19 protein-coding genes are annotated in these 23,031 nt (G+C 38.7%); 1 reads left to right on the top strand and 18 read right to left on the bottom strand.

Going from position 1 to position 23,031, the window contains the following annotated elements; genetic code table 11:
- Position 1 precedes the first annotated feature (1 nt).
- From V7Q04_RS06070 to V7Q04_RS13150, 12 genes are all read right to left on the bottom strand, one after another.
- Entirely contained in the window at positions 2–460 is a 459-nt protein-coding gene (locus V7Q04_RS06070; protein ID WP_333804033.1) for a hydrogenase maturation protease, read from the bottom strand.
- A complete protein-coding gene (locus V7Q04_RS06065; protein ID WP_333804032.1) occupies positions 457–804 on the bottom strand; it encodes a formate hydrogenlyase maturation HycH family protein in 348 nt (115 codons plus the stop codon). Before V7Q04_RS06065 ends, V7Q04_RS06070 begins: the two co-directional genes overlap by 4 nt.
- Before the next feature lie 28 nt (positions 805–832).
- Positions 833–1,657, bottom strand: coding sequence for an NADH-quinone oxidoreductase subunit B family protein (locus V7Q04_RS06060; protein WP_333804031.1), 825 nt, complete (start codon positions 1,655–1,657; stop codon positions 833–835).
- Entirely contained in the window at positions 1,654–2,193 is a 540-nt protein-coding gene (locus V7Q04_RS06055; protein WP_333804030.1) for a formate hydrogenlyase complex iron-sulfur subunit, read from the bottom strand. Before V7Q04_RS06055 ends, V7Q04_RS06060 begins: the two co-directional genes overlap by 4 nt.
- A 6-nt stretch (positions 2,194–2,199) precedes the next feature.
- On the bottom strand, positions 2,200–3,942 hold the full coding sequence (locus V7Q04_RS06050) for a hydrogenase large subunit (protein WP_333804029.1): 1,743 nt from the start codon (positions 3,940–3,942) through the stop codon (positions 2,200–2,202).
- 10 nt (positions 3,943–3,952) lie between these two features.
- A complete protein-coding gene (locus V7Q04_RS06045; protein ID WP_333804028.1) occupies positions 3,953–5,437 on the bottom strand; it encodes a hydrogenase 4 subunit F in 1,485 nt (494 codons plus the stop codon).
- An 8-nt stretch (positions 5,438–5,445) separates the two neighbouring features.
- A complete protein-coding gene (hyfE, locus tag V7Q04_RS06040) occupies positions 5,446–6,093 on the bottom strand; it encodes a hydrogenase 4 membrane subunit (protein ID WP_333804027.1) in 648 nt (215 codons plus the stop codon).
- A 1-nt stretch (position 6,094) separates the two neighbouring features.
- A complete protein-coding gene (locus tag V7Q04_RS06035) occupies positions 6,095–7,018 on the bottom strand; it encodes a respiratory chain complex I subunit 1 family protein (RefSeq protein ID WP_333804026.1) in 924 nt (307 codons plus the stop codon).
- Positions 7,019–7,028: 10 nt separating this feature from the next.
- Entirely contained in the window at positions 7,029–8,990 is a 1,962-nt protein-coding gene (locus V7Q04_RS06030) for a proton-conducting transporter transmembrane domain-containing protein (RefSeq protein ID WP_333804025.1), read from the bottom strand.
- Between the two features lie 13 nt (positions 8,991–9,003).
- Positions 9,004–9,576, bottom strand: a complete 573-nt coding sequence (locus V7Q04_RS06025) for a 4Fe-4S dicluster domain-containing protein (protein ID WP_333804023.1) — start codon at positions 9,574–9,576, stop codon at positions 9,004–9,006.
- A gap of 325 nt (positions 9,577–9,901) precedes the next feature.
- Positions 9,902–12,139, bottom strand: coding sequence for a formate dehydrogenase subunit alpha (gene fdhF, locus V7Q04_RS06020; RefSeq protein WP_333804022.1), 2,238 nt, complete (start codon positions 12,137–12,139; stop codon positions 9,902–9,904).
- Between the two features lie 314 nt (positions 12,140–12,453).
- Positions 12,454–14,691, bottom strand: a complete 2,238-nt coding sequence (locus tag V7Q04_RS13150; RefSeq protein WP_443070033.1) for a molybdopterin oxidoreductase family protein — start codon at positions 14,689–14,691, stop codon at positions 12,454–12,456.
- A 281-nt stretch (positions 14,692–14,972) separates the two neighbouring features.
- Here V7Q04_RS13150 and V7Q04_RS06005 point away from each other — a divergent pair, with 281 nt between their 5' ends.
- Positions 14,973–15,623: a Crp/Fnr family transcriptional regulator gene (locus tag V7Q04_RS06005; RefSeq protein WP_333804021.1), complete on the top strand. Its 651-nt coding sequence runs from the start codon at positions 14,973–14,975 to the stop codon at positions 15,621–15,623.
- A gap of 44 nt (positions 15,624–15,667) precedes the next feature.
- Here the strand turns inward: V7Q04_RS06005 and nikR are convergent, their stop codons facing one another.
- The 6 genes from nikR to V7Q04_RS05975 all read right to left on the bottom strand — a co-directional run bounded on the left by nikR (position 15,668) and on the right by V7Q04_RS05975 (position 23,031).
- On the bottom strand, positions 15,668–16,081 hold the full coding sequence (nikR, locus tag V7Q04_RS06000; protein WP_041957442.1) for a nickel-responsive transcriptional regulator NikR: 414 nt from the start codon (positions 16,079–16,081) through the stop codon (positions 15,668–15,670).
- Positions 16,082–16,162: 81 nt separating this feature from the next.
- Positions 16,163–18,382, bottom strand: a complete 2,220-nt coding sequence (gene hypF, locus V7Q04_RS05995; protein ID WP_333804020.1) for a carbamoyltransferase HypF — start codon at positions 18,380–18,382, stop codon at positions 16,163–16,165.
- Positions 18,372–20,036, bottom strand: coding sequence for a hypothetical protein (locus V7Q04_RS05990; protein WP_333804019.1), 1,665 nt, complete (start codon positions 20,034–20,036; stop codon positions 18,372–18,374). The genes hypF and V7Q04_RS05990 overlap by 11 nt, the downstream gene beginning before the upstream one ends.
- Positions 20,033–20,572: a HyaD/HybD family hydrogenase maturation endopeptidase gene (locus V7Q04_RS05985; RefSeq protein WP_333804018.1), complete on the bottom strand. Its 540-nt coding sequence runs from the start codon at positions 20,570–20,572 to the stop codon at positions 20,033–20,035. Before V7Q04_RS05985 ends, V7Q04_RS05990 begins: the two co-directional genes overlap by 4 nt.
- A gap of 12 nt (positions 20,573–20,584) precedes the next feature.
- Positions 20,585–21,262 carry a Ni/Fe-hydrogenase, b-type cytochrome subunit gene (gene cybH, locus V7Q04_RS05980; RefSeq protein ID WP_333804017.1) on the bottom strand — a complete coding sequence of 226 codons (678 nt, stop codon included), beginning with the start codon at positions 21,260–21,262 and terminating at the stop codon, positions 20,585–20,587.
- A gap of 20 nt (positions 21,263–21,282) precedes the next feature.
- On the bottom strand, positions 21,283–23,031 hold the full coding sequence (locus tag V7Q04_RS05975; protein ID WP_333804016.1) for a nickel-dependent hydrogenase large subunit: 1,749 nt from the start codon (positions 23,029–23,031) through the stop codon (positions 21,283–21,285).

Below are 23,031 nucleotides of genomic sequence, written 5' to 3'. Positions count from 1 at the left end.
TTTAACTAATCTTTTCTTCATCAAAAATAGCATCGATTTCAAGCATTTTAGAAAGCGCTTTTTGTGCTGTTTCTTTTGCCTCTTCTGAAAGAGAAGGGTCAATCTCGAGTACTTTTTCAATATCTACGTTGAGTCCTAAAAAGAGGACAACCTGACAAAATCCCTTCAAATAACTTAAAAGAATAGGCATCGGCAAATTATGCGTTGTGTACATGTATTCACGATCATCGCTGATGTCAATAAGTTCAACTGTGCCTATTTTTGTACCTGTCATTGCATCGGCTACGACAATCACATCGGGCCCGAACGCTCTTAAATTGTGAAATTCACTCTCAGGTGTATCGCCACCGTAAAATACGCGCCAACCCAAATTCTCTTTTTCGAGTAAATGCCCAAGATAGGTTGTAATCCCATCATCGCCTCGTAGCGTATTTCCAATCATTAAAATGGCTTTTTTCATAGACTTTTCCTTAAGATCACATACCCTTCTTTGAGCCTATAAAAAACTTCTTTTAAAAATCCCTCTGGCATATCTTTATACAGTAACTCTGCATGTTCAGGAAAAACTTCGACTTCGAAGTATTTGGTTAAATTGCCCAATTTAAATTGGGCATATTTGCCACACTCTTTTAACATAGTGTCATACGCTTCTTCGTCTATTTTTCCGATACACTCCACATAATCAACCGTTCCAATTCCATGCCCGACGGACATAGAAAAAATTTTGACCTGTTCAAGTTCTTTAGGCATTTTTTTAGATGAAGGGTCTATTTGCCTTTTGGTTAATTTGCACACTTCAATCATCTCATCTCCTATCGCATCATCGTATTTATCAGTTACTTTCTAAGTCCATATAATCTGCCGCATCAATTTCTTTAAACTTGCGCATATGAGACAAATAGATTTTATTGTGCAACGTTTGCATACATTCTTGATACCTGTGATCTTCTTCTTCATGAACCAATCGCTCCAAACAAATACGTGTTTTGAGGGTATCTTTGATGTCTGGAGATTCTTTGAGCGCTTTGATGTATTTGTCATACAACTTACGCCCAAAAAGATAGCCCATCAAGACTTTTGACTCAGCCAAAATATCACGCTCAAACAAAATATCGCCGAGTAAAGACTCTTTGATTTCAGGAGACTCAGTTGAGCCATTTGTATGCACTTTCAAAGATAGCTTTTGATCTAAAATACCAAGTGCTGTTGCAAGACCATGAAGAATGGTTGCTGGGTGAGGAGGACATCCTGGGATGTAAACATCCACAGGGATGACTTTATCAATTCCGCCCCAAACACTGTATGCATCGTGGAAAATACCACCACTGCTTCCGCATGCACCAATAGCTACTACAACTTTTGGATCAGGTGTTGCTTCATAAGCACGAAGCAGTGGATAGTACATTTGGCGTGTCAAAGGCCCTGTACAGACCAAAATATCTGCAAGTCTTGGTGATGGAACCAGTTTAAAACCAAAACGCTCAGGGTCCCACATCGGTGTAATAGCCGCAAAAATCTCAATCTCGCAACCATTGCATGAACCACAGTCAACTCTGTAAACACTAAAGCTACCTTTAATATTTTTAAGGTGTTCTAATTTTGCGGCAACCGAATTAGCAAGTGCTATATCTTCGGGCACGACATATGTTTTACTCATTTTTTACCCTTTCCAAAGAATCGATTCATTTGCTCGACCACACTATTTTTTTTGCACTCTTGGCAGGTACGAATATAGTGTGTCTTTTCATCCAATGTCTCTTCACTCCACCCTACTCGCTTAAGGCGCTCAAGATCATACGCTATCAATTTTTTGGTCGTAAATGGCTTTTTACACACTTCACAGTGTTGCAACTCAAGCTCACCACGCTCCATCAAATCTTCTTTATTAAATTTAACCGCTATTTCAAACTCTTTGGAAAGCATGACAGCGTTAGTTGGGCATACCTCATCGCAACGCCCACAAAAAATGCACCTTGCACAGTTAAACTCCCAAACCAATTTTGATTTGTCTTTGTTGAGCTTCACATTGATGGCATTGGATGGACACGCAACCGCACATGCTGTACACCCAATACATTTTTCATAATCGTAAGAGGGCTTACCACGAAATCCTTCAGGCACCTCATAAGGTGCAAGAGGATAGTCATATGTTGCATTGCCATATTTTCGAGTCATATCTAATAGTTTCATCACCGACTCCTACATATTTTTTAAAGGAGAATTTTTCAAGGTCTGAGAATAACGTTTCAAATCTTGATGTGTGAGTACTTTAGATTTTTGGCTTTTAATATCCACAACAGTGACACGCTCTGTACATGAATAGCATGGATCTAAAGAACAGACAATTAAAGCCGCATCGGCGATGGTATTACCACGGAATTGATAACGAAGGGATGACCAGTTGTTATACGTTGCCGCACGACATCTCCAACGATAGACTTTTTGTGCATTTCCATGCATAATCCAGTGCATATTTTCCCCACGCGGTGCTTCATCATTTCCAATGGCATACGCCCCTGGTTTAATCATTGTTTGAGGAGAGATGATGGTTTGACCGCCTGGCATCATTTCAAAACATTGACGAATGATGGAGATGGACTCTAAAAGCTCTTTGTAACGAACCATCTCACGAGAAAAGACATCACAACCAAATTCAACGGCTACATTAAATTCAATTTGGTCAAAGAAATCATACGGATGGTCATATCTCGAATCACGTTTAAAACCACTACCGCGAATATTTGGACCAACAGGCGAGAAGTCACGCGCTACTTTAGGATCTAATATACCAACCCCTTTCCAACGTCCAATTTGCGCTTTGTCATCCATGACAGCTTCCCAAACTTCTTTGAGTTGCTGTTCAATCGTTTTGATAAGTTCTAAACTTTTTTTAATTTCAGTTCCACTCATATCACGGCGCAAGCCACCCATAACGACATTGCCATAGGTTTTACGACCACCGGTAACAAGCTGAGCAAGTTCCATCGAAAACTCACGAATTCTAAAGATGTGCATAAACGCATTTACATTGCCCGTTACTTCACAGGCAAGACCAATATTGAGAAGATGCGAGTGCAGTCTTTCTATCTCAAGACAAATGACACGCATCGCTTGAGCACGAAGAGGAATATCTAACCCAATAGCACGCTCAGCCGCCTCAATACACGCAATCGCATGAGCATAACCACAGATACCACATACACGCTCTGCAAGATAGCCCATTTGGTCATAGTTCATTCTGTTCTCAGCCAACTTTTCCATACCACGGTGTTGGTAAAAGAGTCTGTAATCTGCATCAATGATCGTGTCACCATCGCAGTACAATCTAAAGTGACCTGGTTCATCACTGGTAATATGCAAAGGTCCTAAAGGAACATCAACAACACCTGAGCCTAATGGGTGCATAAAATCATAATCAGGTTCATCTTTATGATCCACAGGATCTGGTCGATGCCTGTAGTCCATAGAATCTTTACGTAATGGAAAAAGGTTATCAGGCCAATCATCCGCAACAACCAATCTTCTAGGATCAGGCAATCCAATGGCTCGAAGTCCAAAAAGATCATACGCCTCTCTCTCATACCACACAGCAGCAGGTACTTTGCAGGTTACGGATGGAAAAGTAGGATCAGCCGCTGGAACAAAAGCTTTAACGGTAATCCAGCATTTTTCATTTTGTTCTACTTCATCTTCAGGTGTAAGTTTTCCACCTTCCATAGAGAGCACATAGTAAAGTACATAGTTGCCATTGAGCTGTCTTTCATCGTTTGGAATCATCGTTGAAAGCCAACCGCCCATATCATAATAAAGGGTACGAACAGCCTCAGGAAGATCGTTACGATCCACCGTAATGGTGACTTGATCTTCTGGCTGTTGTCGTTCTATATTGCGAATTGTAATTCTTTGTTTAAGTTGATTAATAAAAATTTCACCTTTAAGCATTCTGTTTTCCTTATGCCACAAATATAATTTTGACTGCGCTGTTAAGTAATGTGATCCATCCTTCAACAGAGAACACACCAAAGATAATAATGAGTGCTGCAAGACCGATAAGTGGTAGATTTGCACTCCATGCTACTTCGCGAGAGAGAATTTTGCTTTTACTTTCGCCAAAAGTAGCAAGGAAAAAGTGAGAAAAGTCTGCAATAAAGATAATGATCAATCCAATGATAAAAAGTACTAAAGGAAAGATAATCATGGTGTTAAATGACTCTTGGATAATCATAAATTCACTCACAAAAATTGCAAAACCAGGAACACCAACCAAGGAACAAATAGCAATACCAAATAATATGGCCGTAATAGGCGCTATTTTAATCAGTCCACCCATTTTGGTCATGTCACGTGTGCCATAGATTTGAACCATATTTCCTGTGACACAAAAAGCTAAGGCTTTGGTAACAGAGTGAGCTAATGCATGGAAAAGTGCTGCAAAAACACCCACCATTCCACCAACACCTAAACCAAAAGCGATGACACCCATATGGGCAATGGAGTGGTATGCAAACATTCTTTTAACATCATGTTGACGAATAAGAAAAAGAGCTGCAATAAAAATAGTAATCAAACCGCTAATCAACATCACCGTTTGGACGTATTCAAAACCAACCATTGAGTTTCCGACAATGGCATAGTAACGAATGAGCCCAAGAATGGCGCATTTAAGGAGTATTCCTGAAAGCATTGCAGAAGCTGGTGCTGGACCTTCTGAGTGAACGTCAGGTAACCATGTATGGGTTGGAGCAAGACCCGCTTTGGTACCAAAGCCAATCAAAGCAAAAACAAAAATAAGTTTTAAAATGTCTGGATTAATCTCTTTCGCATGTGCCATAAGCGTAGACCAAAGCATCATGCTGTGGCTATCTTTGATGACTGAAAAACCAGCACTGTAAAGAAGTACCGTTGCATACAGCGCAAACGCTAAACCGATACTGCAAATAACGATGTATTTCCAACCACTCTCTGTTGATTTTTTGCCTTTATGCAAGGCAACCATAAAAACCGAAGAGAGTGTTGTTGCTTCAATCGCAACCCACATCAAGACAATGTTGTTCGCAAGAACCGAAAACGTCATTGTGAAAACAAATAAATGAGCAAGTGCAAAAAAGAGTTTCGCATCTTTTGTGCTAATCTCACCCTTGTCAATTTCCCACTGCATATACTTCACAGAATACAAATTAACCAGTAATCCTGTTACAGCAATCAAAGACAAAAAGACACCACCAAGCGCATCAATAAACAACATATCATGGAATGCAAAAAATACTTTACCATGCATGACGTGTTTAACAGCGTACATGGCTATGGCAGAAGAGACCATAGACGCTATGATGTGCAATGTGCTTAGTAGCTTAAATTGTGTTGGTGCGAACCAAATGATCAGCGATGCCAAAACAGGTACCGCCAATAATAAGATGAATAATTGTTGAGTATCCATTTCCTTACCTACCCTTTCAATTCAGTTGCTTTGGAAACATCTAAAGAACCAAAATATTTGTAAAATCGTTGTGCAAGCACGGACATAATGAGCACAGCAAAAATTGCATCGGTTAAAATGCCAAGCTCCGCAATTTCAGGTGAGTTGTACGCCATCAACGCCAATGAGAGGTGAATGCCATTTTCAAACATACAATAAGCAAGAATTTGTTTAATGGCAGAATTACGCAAAATAAAACCAAAAATACCAATCATAAAAATCGTAATAGATGCAATGAGTGGAATACTCTCATGGATTAATGAGAACTTCATATAGATAGGATAAATAGACATTGCAATTGCCAATGAAAAACTAATCGCAATAATAGGGCTTACAAAAAAGCCCATAACAGGCTCATCTTCACTTACCACACCCATTTTTTTGACCAAGCGCAACAAAACAATCGGAATTAAGATCACTTTTGTAAAAAAAGCAATCAATGCCCATGTACAGAGTTGTTCCGCCAAATGGGTAGTCGATAACAGTAGGAAAATAGAGACCAACAATGCCGTTTGAAGAGCATAGACATAAATAGCTGCCTGATAATTTCGAAGCCCAAATACCACCAATGACGTTAAAATCATGGCAAGGGATAATATACTTAGTAAATCAATCATATTATGCTCCTACAACATATAACACAAGCGCAACAAACGATATACCAAGTGCGGCTAATGCATTTGTACGAAAGCTGGTTAATAATTTATGTCTTGGTCCAAAGTTGTCAATAAAGACAGCACCAACATAAAAAGCACCTGCTTTTACGATAAAGACAACCAGCGCTAAAAATGGATTTTCAAAGCTCCACGGTTCAAAAATAGTCAAAAACATACCAATCATGGCAAACTGTTTTAAGATAAGCCCTGCATGTGCTATACCAAAATCTGCACCACAGTATTCACTCAAAACACCCTCTTGAAGCTCTTGTTCTGCTTCAGCTAAGTCATAAGGGTTACGACCACTTTCAACGTACATCGCCCATAAAAAAGAGATAGAAGCAACGGCAAACGCTGGAATTTGATACCCAATCACACCACTTCTGACCATGTGTTGAATTTCAACTAAGTTACTGGTTTTCGCTAAAAGCATCACTACCAATAAACTTGTCATCATCACAGGTTCAACAAAAACCGCAAGCATTTGCTCACGACTACCGCCAACACCCGCAAATGGGTTACCAGAATCAATAGATGCCGCACCAAAAATAAATCGTAGCATCGCAGCAATATAGAGGACAACAAAAATATCAGAGCATGATGATGCTAAAGTATTGGGTCCATACATAATAGGCATAACCGCTAAAAGTGCCGCTCCAGAGCCAAAAAGTGTGTAAGGACCGTAACGAAACACCCAGTGTGAACACGCAGGAATGGTACGACCCCGTTTGAACAATTTGACGATGTCACGGTATGTTTGAAAAAAGTCTGGTGCTCCACGGCGTGATTGTAATCTCGCCCTTAAAACTCTTGCAACACCATCGAAAAAAGGCGCTACCAGTATAATTGCAATGACCTGCAAAGCCATAAAGAATAAACTACTCATGTTAAACCTTTTATAGTATTTGGCTTATCGCTAAGAAAAAGCATAAAGCACCTAATATATAAGCAGAATACATCCCTGTACTACCATTTTGCATTGCAGATAGTTTGATAGAAGTAGTATCAACAAAGTCAATCACTGGCTGATAAAAGAGGTTCCACCAAATGTCTTTTGGATGATCTGTATAAATAACAGGTTTGAAGTAACCTTGATCTTCAACTGTTGGCTTGCTTTTAAACAGCCAGTCCATCAAGCGACGAAGATCTCCCGTAAATGGTCCTGCTGTCATTTGCATTCTACTGCTGTACTTAAAGCCACATGCCCAAGGGTCTGTTTCTCTTGGCTCCGTTTTATTGGCTTTCATAAGAACTGCAATAATAAATGGCAATGACATCGCACCTGAAATCACCATAGCAATCAGAGGTAATGAGATAGTTGAGCCAATAGGAGAAGCAATATAACCACCCGTTGGGGCAGCATGATACGCACCGCTAAAAGATGTCACCACAGTCATAATGCTTTCGGTTACAACATTAGCACCAATACCGAATGCAAAACATCCGACAACCAGAAACATCATGCCTAAAATCATGGTGATAGGAGCCTCTTTCGCTTTATCAAAAATTGCTTGATCTCGTGGAGTTCCTGCAAAAATAACGGCATATAGTTTTAAGTGAATAACAACCAAAACGCCCGTAAGAGCCAGTGCTACAACGGAGAATGTAAAGACAAACCTAGGAAGAATGCCCTCACCAAGAGCGCCTTGCATCATACCTTGATAGGTAAACCATTCACTGACAAAACCATTCAAAGGAGGTAGTGCCGCAATGCCCATAACACCGATAAACATACCAAAAGCAGTAAAAGGCATTTTCTTAGCCAAACCACCTAAAACTTCAATTTCTCTCGTATGCGTCGCATGCAAAACACTGCCAGCACCCAAGAAAAGAAGCCCTTTAAAGATAGCATGGTTCACCGTGTGATAAAGACCTGCTAAAAACCCAATGGTTGCAAGAGTTGGAGAGTTGATAGCGATGCCATAAACACCCGTACCAAGACCAAGTAAGATAATGCCGATGTTTTCAACAGAGTGATATGCAAGCAACGCTTTATAATCGTGTTGAATCAATGCATACAAAACACCCAAAAGAGAAGAAAGTGCGCCAATGATAATAATCAAAAGTCCCCACCATTCCATAACAGGAAGCCAAAGACAGAATTTGATAATTCCAAAAAGCGCTACCTTAATCATAACACCACTCATCAACGCCGATACATTCGTCGGTGCAGCGGGGTGTGCTTTGGGTAACCAGACATGAAAAGGAAACATACCTGCTTTTGATCCAAAACCAATGAAAGCAAGCAAAAAAGTGATACTTGCCATGATAGGTGACATCTGGATAGAAGCAAAAGAGCTAAACTCTAATGAGCCAGATTGGTACGCCATCAATAAAAACGCCGATAAAATACACATTCCGCCAAAATGCGCAATGCCTAAATAAATCATAATCGCTTTAAGAGAAGATGTGGATTCATTAAAGCAGATAAGAAAGGCTGAAATAATCGTCATTAATTCCCAGCAAATCATGAACCAAAAGACATCAGAGGCAGAAAGAACTAAGAGCATTGAGAGCACAAAAAGATTAAAAAGTGCTGCCATAACGCCTAAATTTCCTTTTTTTGCGTAACCTTCAGCATATTGAATCGCATAGAGTGAAGATGCAAACGCAATAAGCGTTACCACAAAAGAGAAGAAATTACCAACAGGGTCTAACGAAAATGTCGGATTGTATAAAAGCGAAATCTTCGTTGAAAAATGTGTTGATTCTCCCAAATGCGTTGCAAAATAAAAAGCACCGTATCCTGAGGCTACTGTAGAGAGAAAGAAACCAATCTTAGATGCTAAATTACTGTATTTGTACAACAGCATGGAAACACAGAATCCTAGCACGTACAATAGATATACATCTGTCATCACTTATCCTTCATTAAACATATTTAATTACGTTCTGAACATATGTCTCAACACTTTTGTGTGCTTTATGACTGATCACTTTAGTTTCCAAGTTTTTAGAATCAATAAATATCAAAGCGCCAGTTGGACAAACTTCAACACATGAAGGTCCTTCTTCTCGGCCTTTACATAAATCACACTTGATAGCAACACTTTTGGCGCCAATTTCAGACTCTAGCCCTAGATTGTATTTAGGTTCCATCGTGTAATTCACCGAAGGCATAATCTCAGCACCTGCTCGAATAGCACCAAAAGGACATGCCAACGTACACATCTTACAGCCAATACAAATCTCTTCGTAAAGTTCAATGCTGTTCGCACCAAAACGAAGTGCGCCTACGGGACAGACATTTGCACAGGGTGCGTCATCACATTGACGACATTGATTTGGCATTGTTCCACTGAGTGTTCGTGTCACAATGAGGCGTGGAACGGCTAATTTTCCACGTTGATAGGAAGACTCATAACATGCTGCCATACAGGTAGCACAACCAATACAAACGCTAGGGTTTGCAATTACAAATTTATTGCTTCGTAATTCGTTCACCTTTATCTCCTTATAGTTTTATATAATTTCGACAAACACATTTAAACGTACGACCTATTTTTCAATATTCTGAATTGAATATAAAAAAATAAATATACTTTTAAATATTATGTTAAAATAGTATCACATAGCAAAAATAAATACTGTCAGCTAGATGACACTTTTAAAAAAATGTACAAATGCCTATTTTATGGGATTTATAGTTATATAGATAGCGGGCTAGGTAGTATTTAATTTTTTTAAGGAAAAATTGAAAAATACGTAAGTTTTAAGCCAAATCCATCTAAAATCGCCAAGGTATGAGACTACCTTGGCTTTATAAATGTTATCGTCTTACGGATCGGTATAATTCAGAAGGGTGCATTTGTAAGTCTGTTGTTTCACGAATTTTGATAAACTCAGCTTCTTCGATGCGACGGATATTCGCCGTTGTCAATTTACCAGGTGTCATACCAGAGAGCGGATCGGTATCTGCAGCATTACACAATTCATTACCATCGGCTTCGGCATAATGAAATGTTGTAAAGATCGTTCCATTGGTGAGCCCGTGATTGACTCTTACTTTTGCGGAGATTTGACCTCGTTTATTTTCAATGACCGCGTAACAATCATCTTCCAAATTACGCTCACTTGCAACATCTGTACTGACTTCAATCATAGGTCCCATAATATCTGCACCAAATTCTAAAGGTTTACACTCACGTGTCATAGTGCCTGTGTGGTAGTGGTACACTTTACGTCCTGTGGTAAAAACATAAGGGCAAGCATCTGTTGTTTTTTCACTCAATGCACCAACCCCAACAGGATAACCTGTAGGAATATTCATGGATTTTCGCATCTGCGCTTCAATGTCGGCTTTGTGTTCATATGTATCGGTATAGCCTACAGGAACGAGTTTAAATTTACCATCAGGTAAAAAGGAGATGTGATCGGTGTATAAGATAGGCGTGCCCATATGATTTTTATCAGGACACGGCCAGTTTATACCATCTAACTCATCTAAACGCTCATAGCTGATACCACCGTAAAAATTCGGGTTGACTTTGCGGACTTCATTCCATATCTCTTCCGCTTTTACAAAATCAAACCCCTCTAGTCCTATTTTTTGAGCGACATGGCAAACCACTTTCCAATCGGGTTCAAGGCCAGCAGAAGGCTCAACCGCTTTTCGTGTTTTATGGATTCTGCGTGAAGTGTTGGTAAAGGTTCCATCTTTCTCAGCCCATGATGCCGCAGGTAAAACGACATCGGCTTGTTGCGCTGTTTCGGTTAAAAAGATATCTTGAACCACAAGAAGCTCTAAATGTTTCATCGCTTTAATAAAATGGTCTGTATCAGGATCGCTCATCACAGGATTCTCGCCCATGACATAGAGAAATTTGATGACACCCTCTTCAATTTGATGCGGTATTTCGGTGAGTTTAAAACCAATATTTGGATTGATATCATACTTCCATATTTTGGCAAGATGCGCTCTTGTCGCTTCATTTGTCACAAAACCAGCAACCGCAAAGTTAGGAAGTGCCCCCATATCACAGGCACCTTGTACGTTATTTTGCCCACGCAGTGGATTGACGCCACCACCTTTTCGACCAAGATTTCCTGTCAGAACCGCCATATTCGATAAAGAGAAAATATTAGAGGTTCCATCGGTAAATTGTGTCATGCCCATCGTATAACAAATCGCCGCGGTTCCTGCACGAGCGTACATTTCTGCCGCTTCAATGACTTGGCTTGCTAAGATTCCTGTCTCCGCTTCAACACGTTCAGGGGTAAAATCAGCGACGGCGGCTTTAAGATACTCAAAACCAAGGGTGTATTTTTCAACAAATTCTTTATCAAAAAGGTTCTCTTTGATGATGTGATGTAGCATCGCATTCAGAAGTGGAATGTTATAGCCCACAGGGATTTGGATATAAATATCGGCTCGTTTTGCCATATCTGTTTTTTTAGGGTCGATGACAATCATCTTAGCACCTCTCTCCAACCCTCGAAAAATATGCATCGCAATAATCGGATGGCATTCGCTGGTATTGGTCCCCATCAAAAAGAAAACATCGGTTGTGGTTGAAAACTCTGTAAAATCATTGGTCATCGTGCCATTACCAAGTGTATTGGCAAGTCCAGAGACGGTTGGAGCATGGCAAATGCGCGCGCAATGGTCTATATTGTTCGTGCCTTGAAGGCGAAACAGTTTTTGAAAAACATAATTATCTTCGTTGTTTGCTCTAGCGGAAGAGAGTCCCATCACGCTGTTAGAACCATGCTCTGTGATGGTTTGTTTCATACGTGAGGCTACAAAACTGTAAGCTTCATCAAAACTCACTTCTACCAATTCACCTTCTTTTGAGAAAACACCCTCTTTTTTGCGTATGAGAGGTTTCGTAAGCCTTCGAGGAGAGTGAACGTACTCCCATCCAAATCTTCCTTTAAGACACAACTCTCCATCATTGACATAATGACCTTTGGTCGGTTCTGCTTTGATAATCTTATTGTTATCAACAAATAAATCTATGTTACAGCCAGTTCCACAATAAGGACATGTGGTTTGAATCTTTTTCATGTTTATCCTTTCCAAGAATCTTTTTTTGAATTCACTGTGTTGTCTCATTAAATTCTGAAGTAAATCTAAAAAAATAAATATACTTTTTAAATTTATAATTGAATAGTAACATGTTTAAAAAATAATGAGTGTCAGCCATGTGACACTTTAATAATATGCTGAAAATGCATATTATTAAAGTCTGTTTTCGTTTGAAAATATCAAAAAACAACTTTAAGGAAAAAAATGAATTTATGGAAAATAATGGGAATTTGACTTGAAAAATTGAAGATGTAAAGGTGGAAATCACTCCACCTTTACGCTAGATATTAAAATTATCGTCTTACGGTTCGGTATAATTCAGAAGGATGCATATGAATATCTGTTGTATTTCGTACAGCCAAATATTCTTCTTCAGAAATCTTTCGAATTGCCGCGATGGTCATTTTAAGCGGATTCATTCCAGAGAGTGGATCGGTATCTTCCGCATTGGCAAGTGCATTACCATCGGCTTCAGCATAATGGAATGTTGTAAAGATCGTTCCATGGCGAAGATCGCGATTGATTTTAACCTTTGCAGCGATTCTGCCACGTTTATTTTCAACAAGGGCATAACAGTCTTCTTGTAAATCCCTTGCATCAGCGATATCTGGGCTCACCTCGATGGCAGCACCCATAAAATCAGCTCCCATTTCAAGCGGTTTACATTCGCGTGTCATCGTACCTGTATGGTAGTGATACACTTTTCTGCCTGTTGTAAAGAGGCAAGGATAAAGCTCATTGACCTTTTCACTGAGTGCGCCAGAGCCTACTGGATAGTCACTTGGAATACTCAATGTTTCAATCAACTGTTGTTCAAGGACAGCTCGCTTCTCTTTATCGCCTGTATAGATAACGGGGGTTAATCTAAATTTACCATCAGGAAGCATTGATTTTTTATCTTCGTACAGTACGGGTGTTCCAGGATGTGTTTCATCAGGGCATGGCCAACTAATGCCATTCTCTTTTTTAAGGCGATGATACGTAGCACCACCAAAAAATCGAGGATTAAGTGCTTGTACTTCTTCCCAAAGCTCTTCAGCTTTGTAAAAATCAAACCCTTCCAAATCCATTCTTTTTGCAATATTACAAATCACTTTCCAATCCGGCTCGATTCCATCTGCTGGCTCAACCGCTTTGGAAACCATTTGAATACGACGAGAAGTATTGATGAATGTTCCCTCTTTTTCGCCCCATGAAGCGGCAGGCAAAACAAGGTCTGCTTTTTGGGCTGTCTCTGTGAGGAATATGTCTTGAACAATCATCGTATCAAGATGCTCAACTGCTTCGATAAAATGTTCTGTCCAAGGATCACTCATAACAGGGTTTTCGCCAAAAACATAGAGGAATTTTATAATGCCCTCTTCTATTTTATGCGGAACTTCAGTGAGTTTAAACCCTATTTTTGGGCTGATGTCGTATCCCCAAACTTCTTTTATATGTGAACGTACGGCTTCGCTAGTAACCATACCATTGGGTGCCCAGTTCGGAAGTGCACCCATATCGCAGGCACCTTGAACATTGTTTTGTCCACGTAAAGGATTGACACCCGCACCTTTTTTACCCAGATTGCCCGTTAAAATGGCAAGATTGGAAAGGGAGAAGATATTGGAAGTTCCATCAATAAATTGTGTCATTCCCATAGTGTAACAAATAGCAGCAGCTCCCGCTTTTGCATACATCTCAGCAGCTTCAACGACTAAGCTTGCTGGAATACCTGTCTCTTTTTCAACACGCTCAGGTGTAAAGTCAGCAACAGCGTACTTCACGTAATCAAAACCAACTGCATAATTCTCGACAAACTCTTTATCAAACAGATCATTTTCGATAATATGATGAATCAGTGCGTTAAGAAGAGGAATGTTGTACCCAACAGGAATTTGAATAAATATGTCCGCTTTTTTGGCCATATCTGTCTCTTTAGGGTCAATAACAATCATTTTTGCACCACGTTCCAACCCACGCAACATTTGCATCGCTATAATAGGGTGGCATTCACTCGTGTTTGTGCCTATCAAGAAGAGAACGTCTGTATCTGTAGCAAACTCCGTAAGATCGTTCGTCATGGTTCCATTTCCTAATGTTTTAGTCAAACCGACTACTGTAGGACCATGTCAAAGACGAGCGCAGTGATCTATGTTATTTGTTCCTTGAACTCTAAATAATTTTTGAAAAGCATAATTGTCTTCGTTGCTACATCGAGCAGAAGAAAATCCCATAATACTATCTGAACCATACTGTTCAACAGAAGCTTTCATGCGTGACGCAGCAAATGCATAAGCTTCTTCAAAACTCACTTCCACCAATTCACCTTCTTTTGAAAAAACACCCTCTTTTTTTCGCATAAGAGGTTTGGTGAGTCTCCTTGGTGAATGTACATATTCCCAACCGTATAGACCCTTTAAGCACAACTCACCATCATTGACATGATGATTTTTTGTGGGCTCGGCTTTGACGATTTTATTATTTTCAACAAGCAGGTCAATATTGCAGCCCGTGCCACAATAAGGACATGTAGTTTGAAACTTTTTCATCTCTATCCTTTCTTAAAATATGCATTCTCAAATTTAATTGCAGGGGCTATTTTTCATATTTCTGAATTTAATATTAAAAAATATATCTACTTTTAAATTTAATTGAAGAATCCTATCACAACTCAAAAATAAATACTGTCAGATAGATGACACTTTTCATTTTTTCTCAAAAGTCCTATTTTAAGGGGTTTTGTTGCTTTTTAGATAGAAAAAGGCTCATTAACTTTTATTTCAGAAATCATAGGATATGCTACGATAATTTGTAAAAAAAAAGGTTACTAATGGAATCCAGTCGAATAAGAGTTGATGCTGTTAATCTTTCTGCTATTCTCTCCGATGATGAATTTAAATCCATTCCTATCAAAAAATTCTCAAAAGGAAATATTGCTTACGATAATAAATCATTGACACTTTATGTGTTTAAAAGTGGTAAAGCTAAAGCAATTATTTATGAAAATGACGAAGAATTTATTTTATATTATCTTATAAAAGACAACATCATTATCCCAGAAGAATCATGTGTTATCGAATTTTTGGAGGAGAGTGAAGTCTATCTTATTGACGCAGAAAAGTTCTCACATTTTTTTAGAAATGAAAAATTTTCTACGGCTGTTATTTCATCATTAAAACAGCGTGCTGTCATGGAGCGGCGCATCATTAAAAACTTAGTTTTTAAAAGTTGTAAAAATAAATTAGCCTCATTTTTACTCGAAGTCGCCAGTGCACAAAACAATAATATTGTTGAGAACAATACGATAATTCTTTTTAATCTTTCTGTGCATGAACTCTCTTTATTTATTGGTTCAAAACGACAAACCGTTTCAACAGTTTTTAACGAACTCTTAAAAAAGAAAATTTTGATGAAAAAAGATCAGTCACATTATGCAATTGCTGATTTAGAGAAGCTCAAAGAATGGACTATAACGAACTAGCTAAAGGGGTAAATACGTTAATACTTACCCCTAAAATAGAAAAACTATGAAGCGGGGATTGATGCTTCGACAAGTTTGGAGAATTTAACGCCTTTTAACCCTGCAATTTTTTGTGCAAAATCTTTCACTTCAGAAACTTTTCCCGTCACCATAATGGTTTCAAGACAATTTTCATGACTCACATGAACATGGGTATTGCACATAATATTGATTTTTGCATCGTGTTGAATTTCTAAGATTTTTTGAACAAGTTCATTTTGATGATGTGTATAAATCATCGTCAAAACACCGATAACATCGCTATTATCGTCTTGCCAATCGTCTTTAACAATTTTTTCACGAATAAGATCTCTGGTAAACTCACTACGTGAAGCATACCCTTGAGCATCAACTTTTTTATCAAGCTCTTCTAAAAGTTTTTCTGGCAGTGAAACACTAAAACGAATAATTTTATCCATGGTGTATCCTTATTAAAAATATACTTCATTCACATTCTAATCAGAGTAATCTTTATATATTAAAAGAGAAAAAGATTAATATTATTTTGAAAGGGCTTTATAGACCTGTCCAACACAAATTCCGCCATCATTCACGGCTAATTGTAACGGAAAATAGAGATTTTGTGTGACATTTTGAAGAATTTTTTCCATAAGTGTGCGATTTTGAAACACTCCACCACCTAAAACAACAGGATAGTCATAACGTGATTTTAAAGTAAGAAGGATTTTAACCAGAGTATTAATGAATTTAGAGGCGATAACATGGGGGTCTTTGTCATGGAGCATTTGGCTAAACATTGACTTATAATCAATAATTTTATCGTCAATTTTAACATCATAATACTCTGTAATAACAGGATCATACAATGCCTCTATCAACAATCCACTCTCTCCATCATACGTCACATTCTCTTCCATTCCACATAAAACGGCTACAGCATCAAAGAGTCTTCCAACCGAGGAACACAGTGGTGCATTGATCTTTTTGGTATAAATTTGTTTAAGAAGTTTGAGTGATGTGCTATCAAAATAGTTCAAAAGATGAATATCGGCTTCATCACCTAAAACATCCCACAAAAGTGAAGCCAAAATGCGCTTGATCTCTTTAATACTGGCATCACCACCCAAAAGTAAAAAAGGTTCAAAATAAGCAACACGTTCATAGCCATTTTGATCGCAAAGTAGAAACTCGCCACCCCAGATCGTACCATCATCTCCATAGCCTGTTCCATCCCATGCAATTCCAAGGACAGGTTCGTTCAATTGATGTTCACACATTGTTGAGAGAATATGTGCGTAATGGTGTTGAACTTGTAAAAAAGGAATGCTTTGCTTTTTTGCCCACTGCGTTGAAACATAATTTGGATGCATATCTCCAACAATAAGTTCAGGTGTAAAATTATAAAAGCGCGCAAAGCTCTCTATCATTTTTTCAAAAAGTCCATGAGAAGCAATGTTATCTAAATCCCCAATATAGGGGCTTACAATCATTTGATGATTCAGATAAATCGCTATGGCATTTTTTTGGTGTGCCCCCACAGCTAAAATCTTACGTTCATCGGTTGATGTCATTCTAAAACTCTGTGGTGCCAAACCTCTTGAAGAACGCATAATGAGCGTTTTATCGCCAAGATACTGCAAAACGCTATCATCACTGGAATTTACAATTTCACGGTTGTAATCCAAATAATACTCTACAACATCTCCTAATTTCTGCTCCAAAACCTTTGCTTCACTGATGATAGGCTCACCCGAACGGTTGGCACTGGTCGCAACGATGGGATTTGAAAGGTATTCAAAAAGCATAACATGTAAAGGCGTATACGGCAAGAAAACACCCAGTCTGTCAATATGTGGTGCTATCAACGAACTCAATTTTGAAGCTTTTTTATGGCGTTTAACAAGCACAATCGGTCGCAAAAGTGAGCCAATGCCCTCTTCTTCTTGTACACTTAAATCACAAACTTCGTGGATGGCATCCAGCGTTTTAAACATGACGGCAAATGGCTTGGAAGGGCGGTGTTTTCGCTCTCTTAGTTTTGCCACGGTAGTGTCATTGGTCGCATCACACATCAAGTGAAACCCACCCATACCTTTCATAGCAACAATATGCCCTGCATTAATCAGTCCCGCTAGTTTACATATTGCCTCTTCATTACTCGCAAGCAATTCTCCACTCATAGCACGTAAAAAGAGGGTTGGCCCACAATTTGGACAACTAATTGGTTGGGCATGGTAACGGCGATTAAGCGGATTTGTGTACTCATCTTGACACGCTTGGCACATGGTAAAAGGGTGCATTGAGGTGTAAGGACGATCGTATGGAACGGTTTGAATGATAGAGTAGCGAGGACCACAATGAGTACAATTGGTAAAAAAGTAGTGATAACGACGATTGGTTGGATCTTGTAACTCTGCTAAGCACTCTTGGCAAATTGACATATCAGGTAACACCAAAGACGATTTAACATCACTCTCTTCACTATGATGAATTTCAAATATCGTATCATTTTTACTGTCAAGCGTATCTTTATGCCAAAAATCAATTCGGGCAAGGGGAGGAAGTTCTTTAAACAAAGCCTCTTCAAATGCATCAAGACTCTCTTTAAATCCTTCTACTTCAATGATGACACCCTTGGAATTGTTAAGCACAAAACCTTTAAGCGCATAACGTAGAGCAATGGTATAGACAAAGGGGCGAAAACCAACCCCTTGGACAATACCTTCTATATGATAAATCAGACGAGATTTACTGATCAATCGGTAATTCTTTATTAAAGCAGATGGTGTGATTTGGTTTAAGATTTTTACAGATCATCTCAGAAAATCGTTTATACCCAAACAGTGATCCACAAAGTGCAATCTTCATTGTCATAAGGTTTTCTTTGTGTGCATCTGCAAGATCAGAGATAAAATAGGCAAGACTTTCCATGTAACCAAAGCTTAGCGTTGTGTTATCGGTTCCAGCAATCTTAAAACTCATACCACTTCGAATGAGTCTCACATAATTCAAATCAGAACTTAATGCATCTTCTTTTTCTAAGAAATAATCAATTCTTGGACCTTTTAGACCACCAAAATCTTCTGCATTTTCAAGCAACTGTTCTGCAGCACGATCAAAATTATCGCTTAAGCCTAAGACTATCGCAACAATTTTCCATAGTGAGTAGATGTTTTTTGATGCATCGCTTGGAATAACAGTTTGAATGGCTTTTGCGTAAATTTCAGGAAACTGTTCTTTATAATTTGCCACCAAACGCTCAGCACTAGGACTACTTCGCTCAATCTCAGCAAAAAGCTCTTCAAACGAAGAAGGAAGCGACACTTCCACAAGATTAAGCATACCATGCTCTTTCGAGAAGTGCATAATTCTATCTTTGTGTGAGGTACTAAGATAAAAACAGCTAGATACTACATCAAAAAGCTGATGCTCTTGCATAATAGAGGCAAATGCTGCATGAGAGGGCTCATCAAATTTTTTCAAGCTTGATTGAAGTGCTTTAGAAGCGTAATCTTTACCTTTTAAAATTAAAATAGCGCCATTTTCGAGCACACTAATGAGTAGAGGTTCTAAGGATTCACACTCAACCGCATAATCAACACGATACACCGCTGAATATTGCTCTAGTGAAGCTTTAAACAGAAACTGGACACCTCTACTAAAAAGATGCTTTGAAAGATGGTAAAGGAAAAGATCATCGGCAAGCCTTAAATTAACACGCGCATCACTCAAAATACCTTTTTGTGCGAAAAGACTGTTAACTTTAAAACGAATCGCAGGTCGCTCCAAAGAAGCAAGTGCTTTGATCTCATTTTCTCTACTCACAACCATACGCTCAACAACAGATAAATCCGTTGCCATAACTTCAAATGTTTTAATAGCACTGCTGTTTTCAATTTTTCCAAAAAGAAAATGACCATTTTTGGTTTGAATTGCTATATTTTCACCTGTTGCAATATATTCTGCAACTTTTTCATAAAGTTCTTCATATCCTTTTGCATTATTGACATGTAAAAGCTCTTTCCCTTCTTGCAAAAGCTTTACAGTTCCATCTTTTGGCTTGCTTGCAAAAGGCGAAAGATAAAATGGAGAATTTGGTGTATTAACCAAAGCTAATATTTTGGGTGTAAATTCTACAGTATAAGCCATCACAGGCACTACTTCCTGATCTTCTGGCATCACATCGAGCACTTCCACGCTGGAAGATTTAAAAAAGATAGATAATGGAAGAGAAGCAGAGAGTGTATCGGCAAACGTGCCTAACACTGTCTCATCAGCTTCTACAAAAAGCGTTACAATTGTCTCTTTGCGAATAATTTTATGGCTAATGCCAAAATCACTTGCGATTTCTTTGAGTAAATTTTCTAAAATACCGTTATTGGAAACATAGTTAAATTCAAATGCTAAGATCATCGATCCTCCAGACAGGATGTGTTTGCCACACTTTGGATATCAATATCGCTGATTTGCTGATATGAAAAGCCTAATTCTACCAAATGTTTCAGTAAAACGCTCTCCATAACGCTACTTCCTTTAACAACAGCATCGGTCAGTTGGAGTGTTGTATCTTCAATAACTTCGGGAATAATGCCCACTATTTTCGTAGGAGGACGATCTCCCACTAAATCCATCATCGAGAGGGTTTGTAACATTTCTACTTCATGCACACTACCTTGCCATGTAATAGAATTGGGGACATTTTCAAAATCGAAGAAGTAAACATCACCGATCTCGCCATCATTGGCATCAACACAATCAAGAACGATCAGATAGTCATATTCAACGATAATAGGGATTAATCTCTCTGCAAGGGTACCGCCATCAATAAATGTGAGGGTGTGTTCAGAAGAAGAAAACGCATACTTTTGTTCAACAAGGCGGCAAAGATGAACTCCGACGCCTTCGTCGGAGAACATCACATTGCCAATGCCCAAAATCAACACTTTCAAGCCAAGACTCGCTTAGTGTTTTGGATGTTGTTTATGAAATTTGTAACCACTAATAATCGCATCCATTGAACCTTCTTTACCCATAATTGAGTTAAAGATTGCCATATAGATGTGAATTGGTATAAAGATCAAAATACCCCACATCACGATGTGGTGAATTTCTCGAACCATAGCAAGTCCACCCATCATCGCTTCAAGTGGACGCATATAGTCGTATAAAAACAGACCAATACCGCCACCTTGATAACAATGTACATATAAAACAAGCCCTGTAATACAGATGAGAAAAATCATCGCATAAAGACCAACATAGGCGACAAATTGCAACGGATTATAGACACCTCTTAAATGAGGGTGTTCCCCCATAAAAAGGTAATATTTCAGTTGCTGAAACCATATCTTTGGACTAATAAAATCTAAAAAAGATACCCTCTCTTTTGAACTGATACGATCAGAAAAGAAAAGGTAAGTTTTAAAAAGAGTGATTGCAATCAGCAAAAACCCTGCGATTTCATGCCACATTCTGAACTTTGCATTCAAGAAGAGGATAGGCTCATCTGATGCTTCAGGAGCGATGAATACAAAGGTGAGGTAAAAACCTGTCACCGTTAATACAAAAATAGCAATTGCTCTAAGCCAGTGCGTCCAACGAAGCCCTGCTGAGAACTCAAATTCTATATCTCTTTTCATTGTTAGACTCCCTTTCGCTTTTAGCAAGACGCACCGTTAACATTGACCTTATAACTGCTCATCTCATTACCTTTTGTATCCATAACATGTACAGCACATGCAAGACATGGATCATAAGAGTGGATGATTCTTACAATTTCAAGCGGTTGAGAAAGATCTGTAATCTTCAAACCAATTAAAGACTCTTCATAAGATCCTCTAACGCCTTTTGCGTCTTTTGGACTTGCATTCCATGTACTTGGAACGACTGCTTGGTAGTTTTCGATTACACCATTTTTGATTTTAACCCAGTGACTAAGAACACCACGAGGAACATGTCCGATGTAGCGACCTTTGTACTCTTTGTTTTTATCAATTTTGTAACTAGTACATGTAGCATCATCAACTTTTAAGTTATTGATTAACGATGCAAAAGCTTCCATACCATTATCAGCAATAACTTTCGCTTCAATCATACGACATGCCGTTCTACCAAGAGTAGAAGCAACTGCAGAAATTGGAAGACCTGTGTCTTTCAAGAATTTATCAACAACAGCTTTAACACGTTTGTTACCAAGCGCATAGTTTACAACGATATTTGCTAATGGTCCAACTTGAAGTGGTTTACCATCATAACGAGGCGCTTTGATCCATGTATATTTACCATTTTCATCAATAACTTTAGTAGGTGCAAGTACACCTTTGTCATTGATGGTTTGAGCATCTTTAAAGCCTGTATAATTAGGCTCTTGACGACCTTCATACGGATGGTACGCTGCATTGTCTTTATACCATGCACGTGTTGCTTCTTCGGTAATTTTACTCTCATCAAGTGTTTGAACTTTAAATGGTTTGCCCGTAATAAGATTGACAACATCTTCGCCCATCATTACGCCGCTATCAAATAAAAATTCTTTTGCACTGATTTGGAACTCTTTTTGTGTAAAGAGATTTGGTACACCCAAACCACCTGTAACGCTTGGCTCGCCAGCATATGCCTTACCAGCCATAACAACGTCAGGATAGTAAGCACGATTAACGAAATCTGCAACTTCTTTAAATTTAGTCATATACTCACCTAAACGTGAAGGTGATTGAAGATCCATAACGCACGTTACACCACCAACGGTTAAGCTTTGTGGGTGTGGTTGTTTTGCACCAAAAATAGCCATCATTTGAGCGATTGTTCTTTGAAGCTCTAGCGCTTTAAGATAGTGAGAAACCGCAATAAGGTTTTGCTCTGGTGTCAATTTGTATGTTGGATGTCCCCAGTAAGCGTTAGCGAATGGTCCAAGATTTCCTTTTTTAACAAAATCGGCTACTCTTTTTTGAGTTGCAACAAGGTCATCTGCACCACACGCAATAGGAGCGTCAGTGTATTTAAATGACTCAGCCGCCGCTTTGTGTGGATCGGCTTTAAGAGCAGAAACAACATCAACCCAGTCAAGTCCATGAAGATGATAAAAATGTACTACGTGATCATGCAAGAAAAGTGCATTGTTCATCAATGTACGAGTGAGTTTTGCATTAAGAGGAGGCTCAATTCCTAGAGCATCTTCAACTGCCATAATACCTGCTTTGTAGTGTGAGTACGTACAAACACCACAAATTCTTTGTACCATAAAGCCAGCATCTCTTGGATCTCTGCCTTTAAGGATAGTCTCAATTCCTCTCCAAAGTGTTGAAGAAGAGTATGCTTCTGTTACAACGTTGTTGTCATCTACAATAACTTCAACTCTTAAGTGTCCTTCGATTCTGGTGATTGGATCAACTACGATTCTTTTACTCAT

Source organism: Sulfurospirillum sp., from assembly GCF_036802865.1.
In the GTDB taxonomy this organism is placed as follows: domain Bacteria; phylum Campylobacterota; class Campylobacteria; order Campylobacterales; family Sulfurospirillaceae; genus Sulfurospirillum.
Note: the sequence above shows the minus strand (reverse complement) of the source record. Positions and strands in the feature narration are given on the sequence as shown.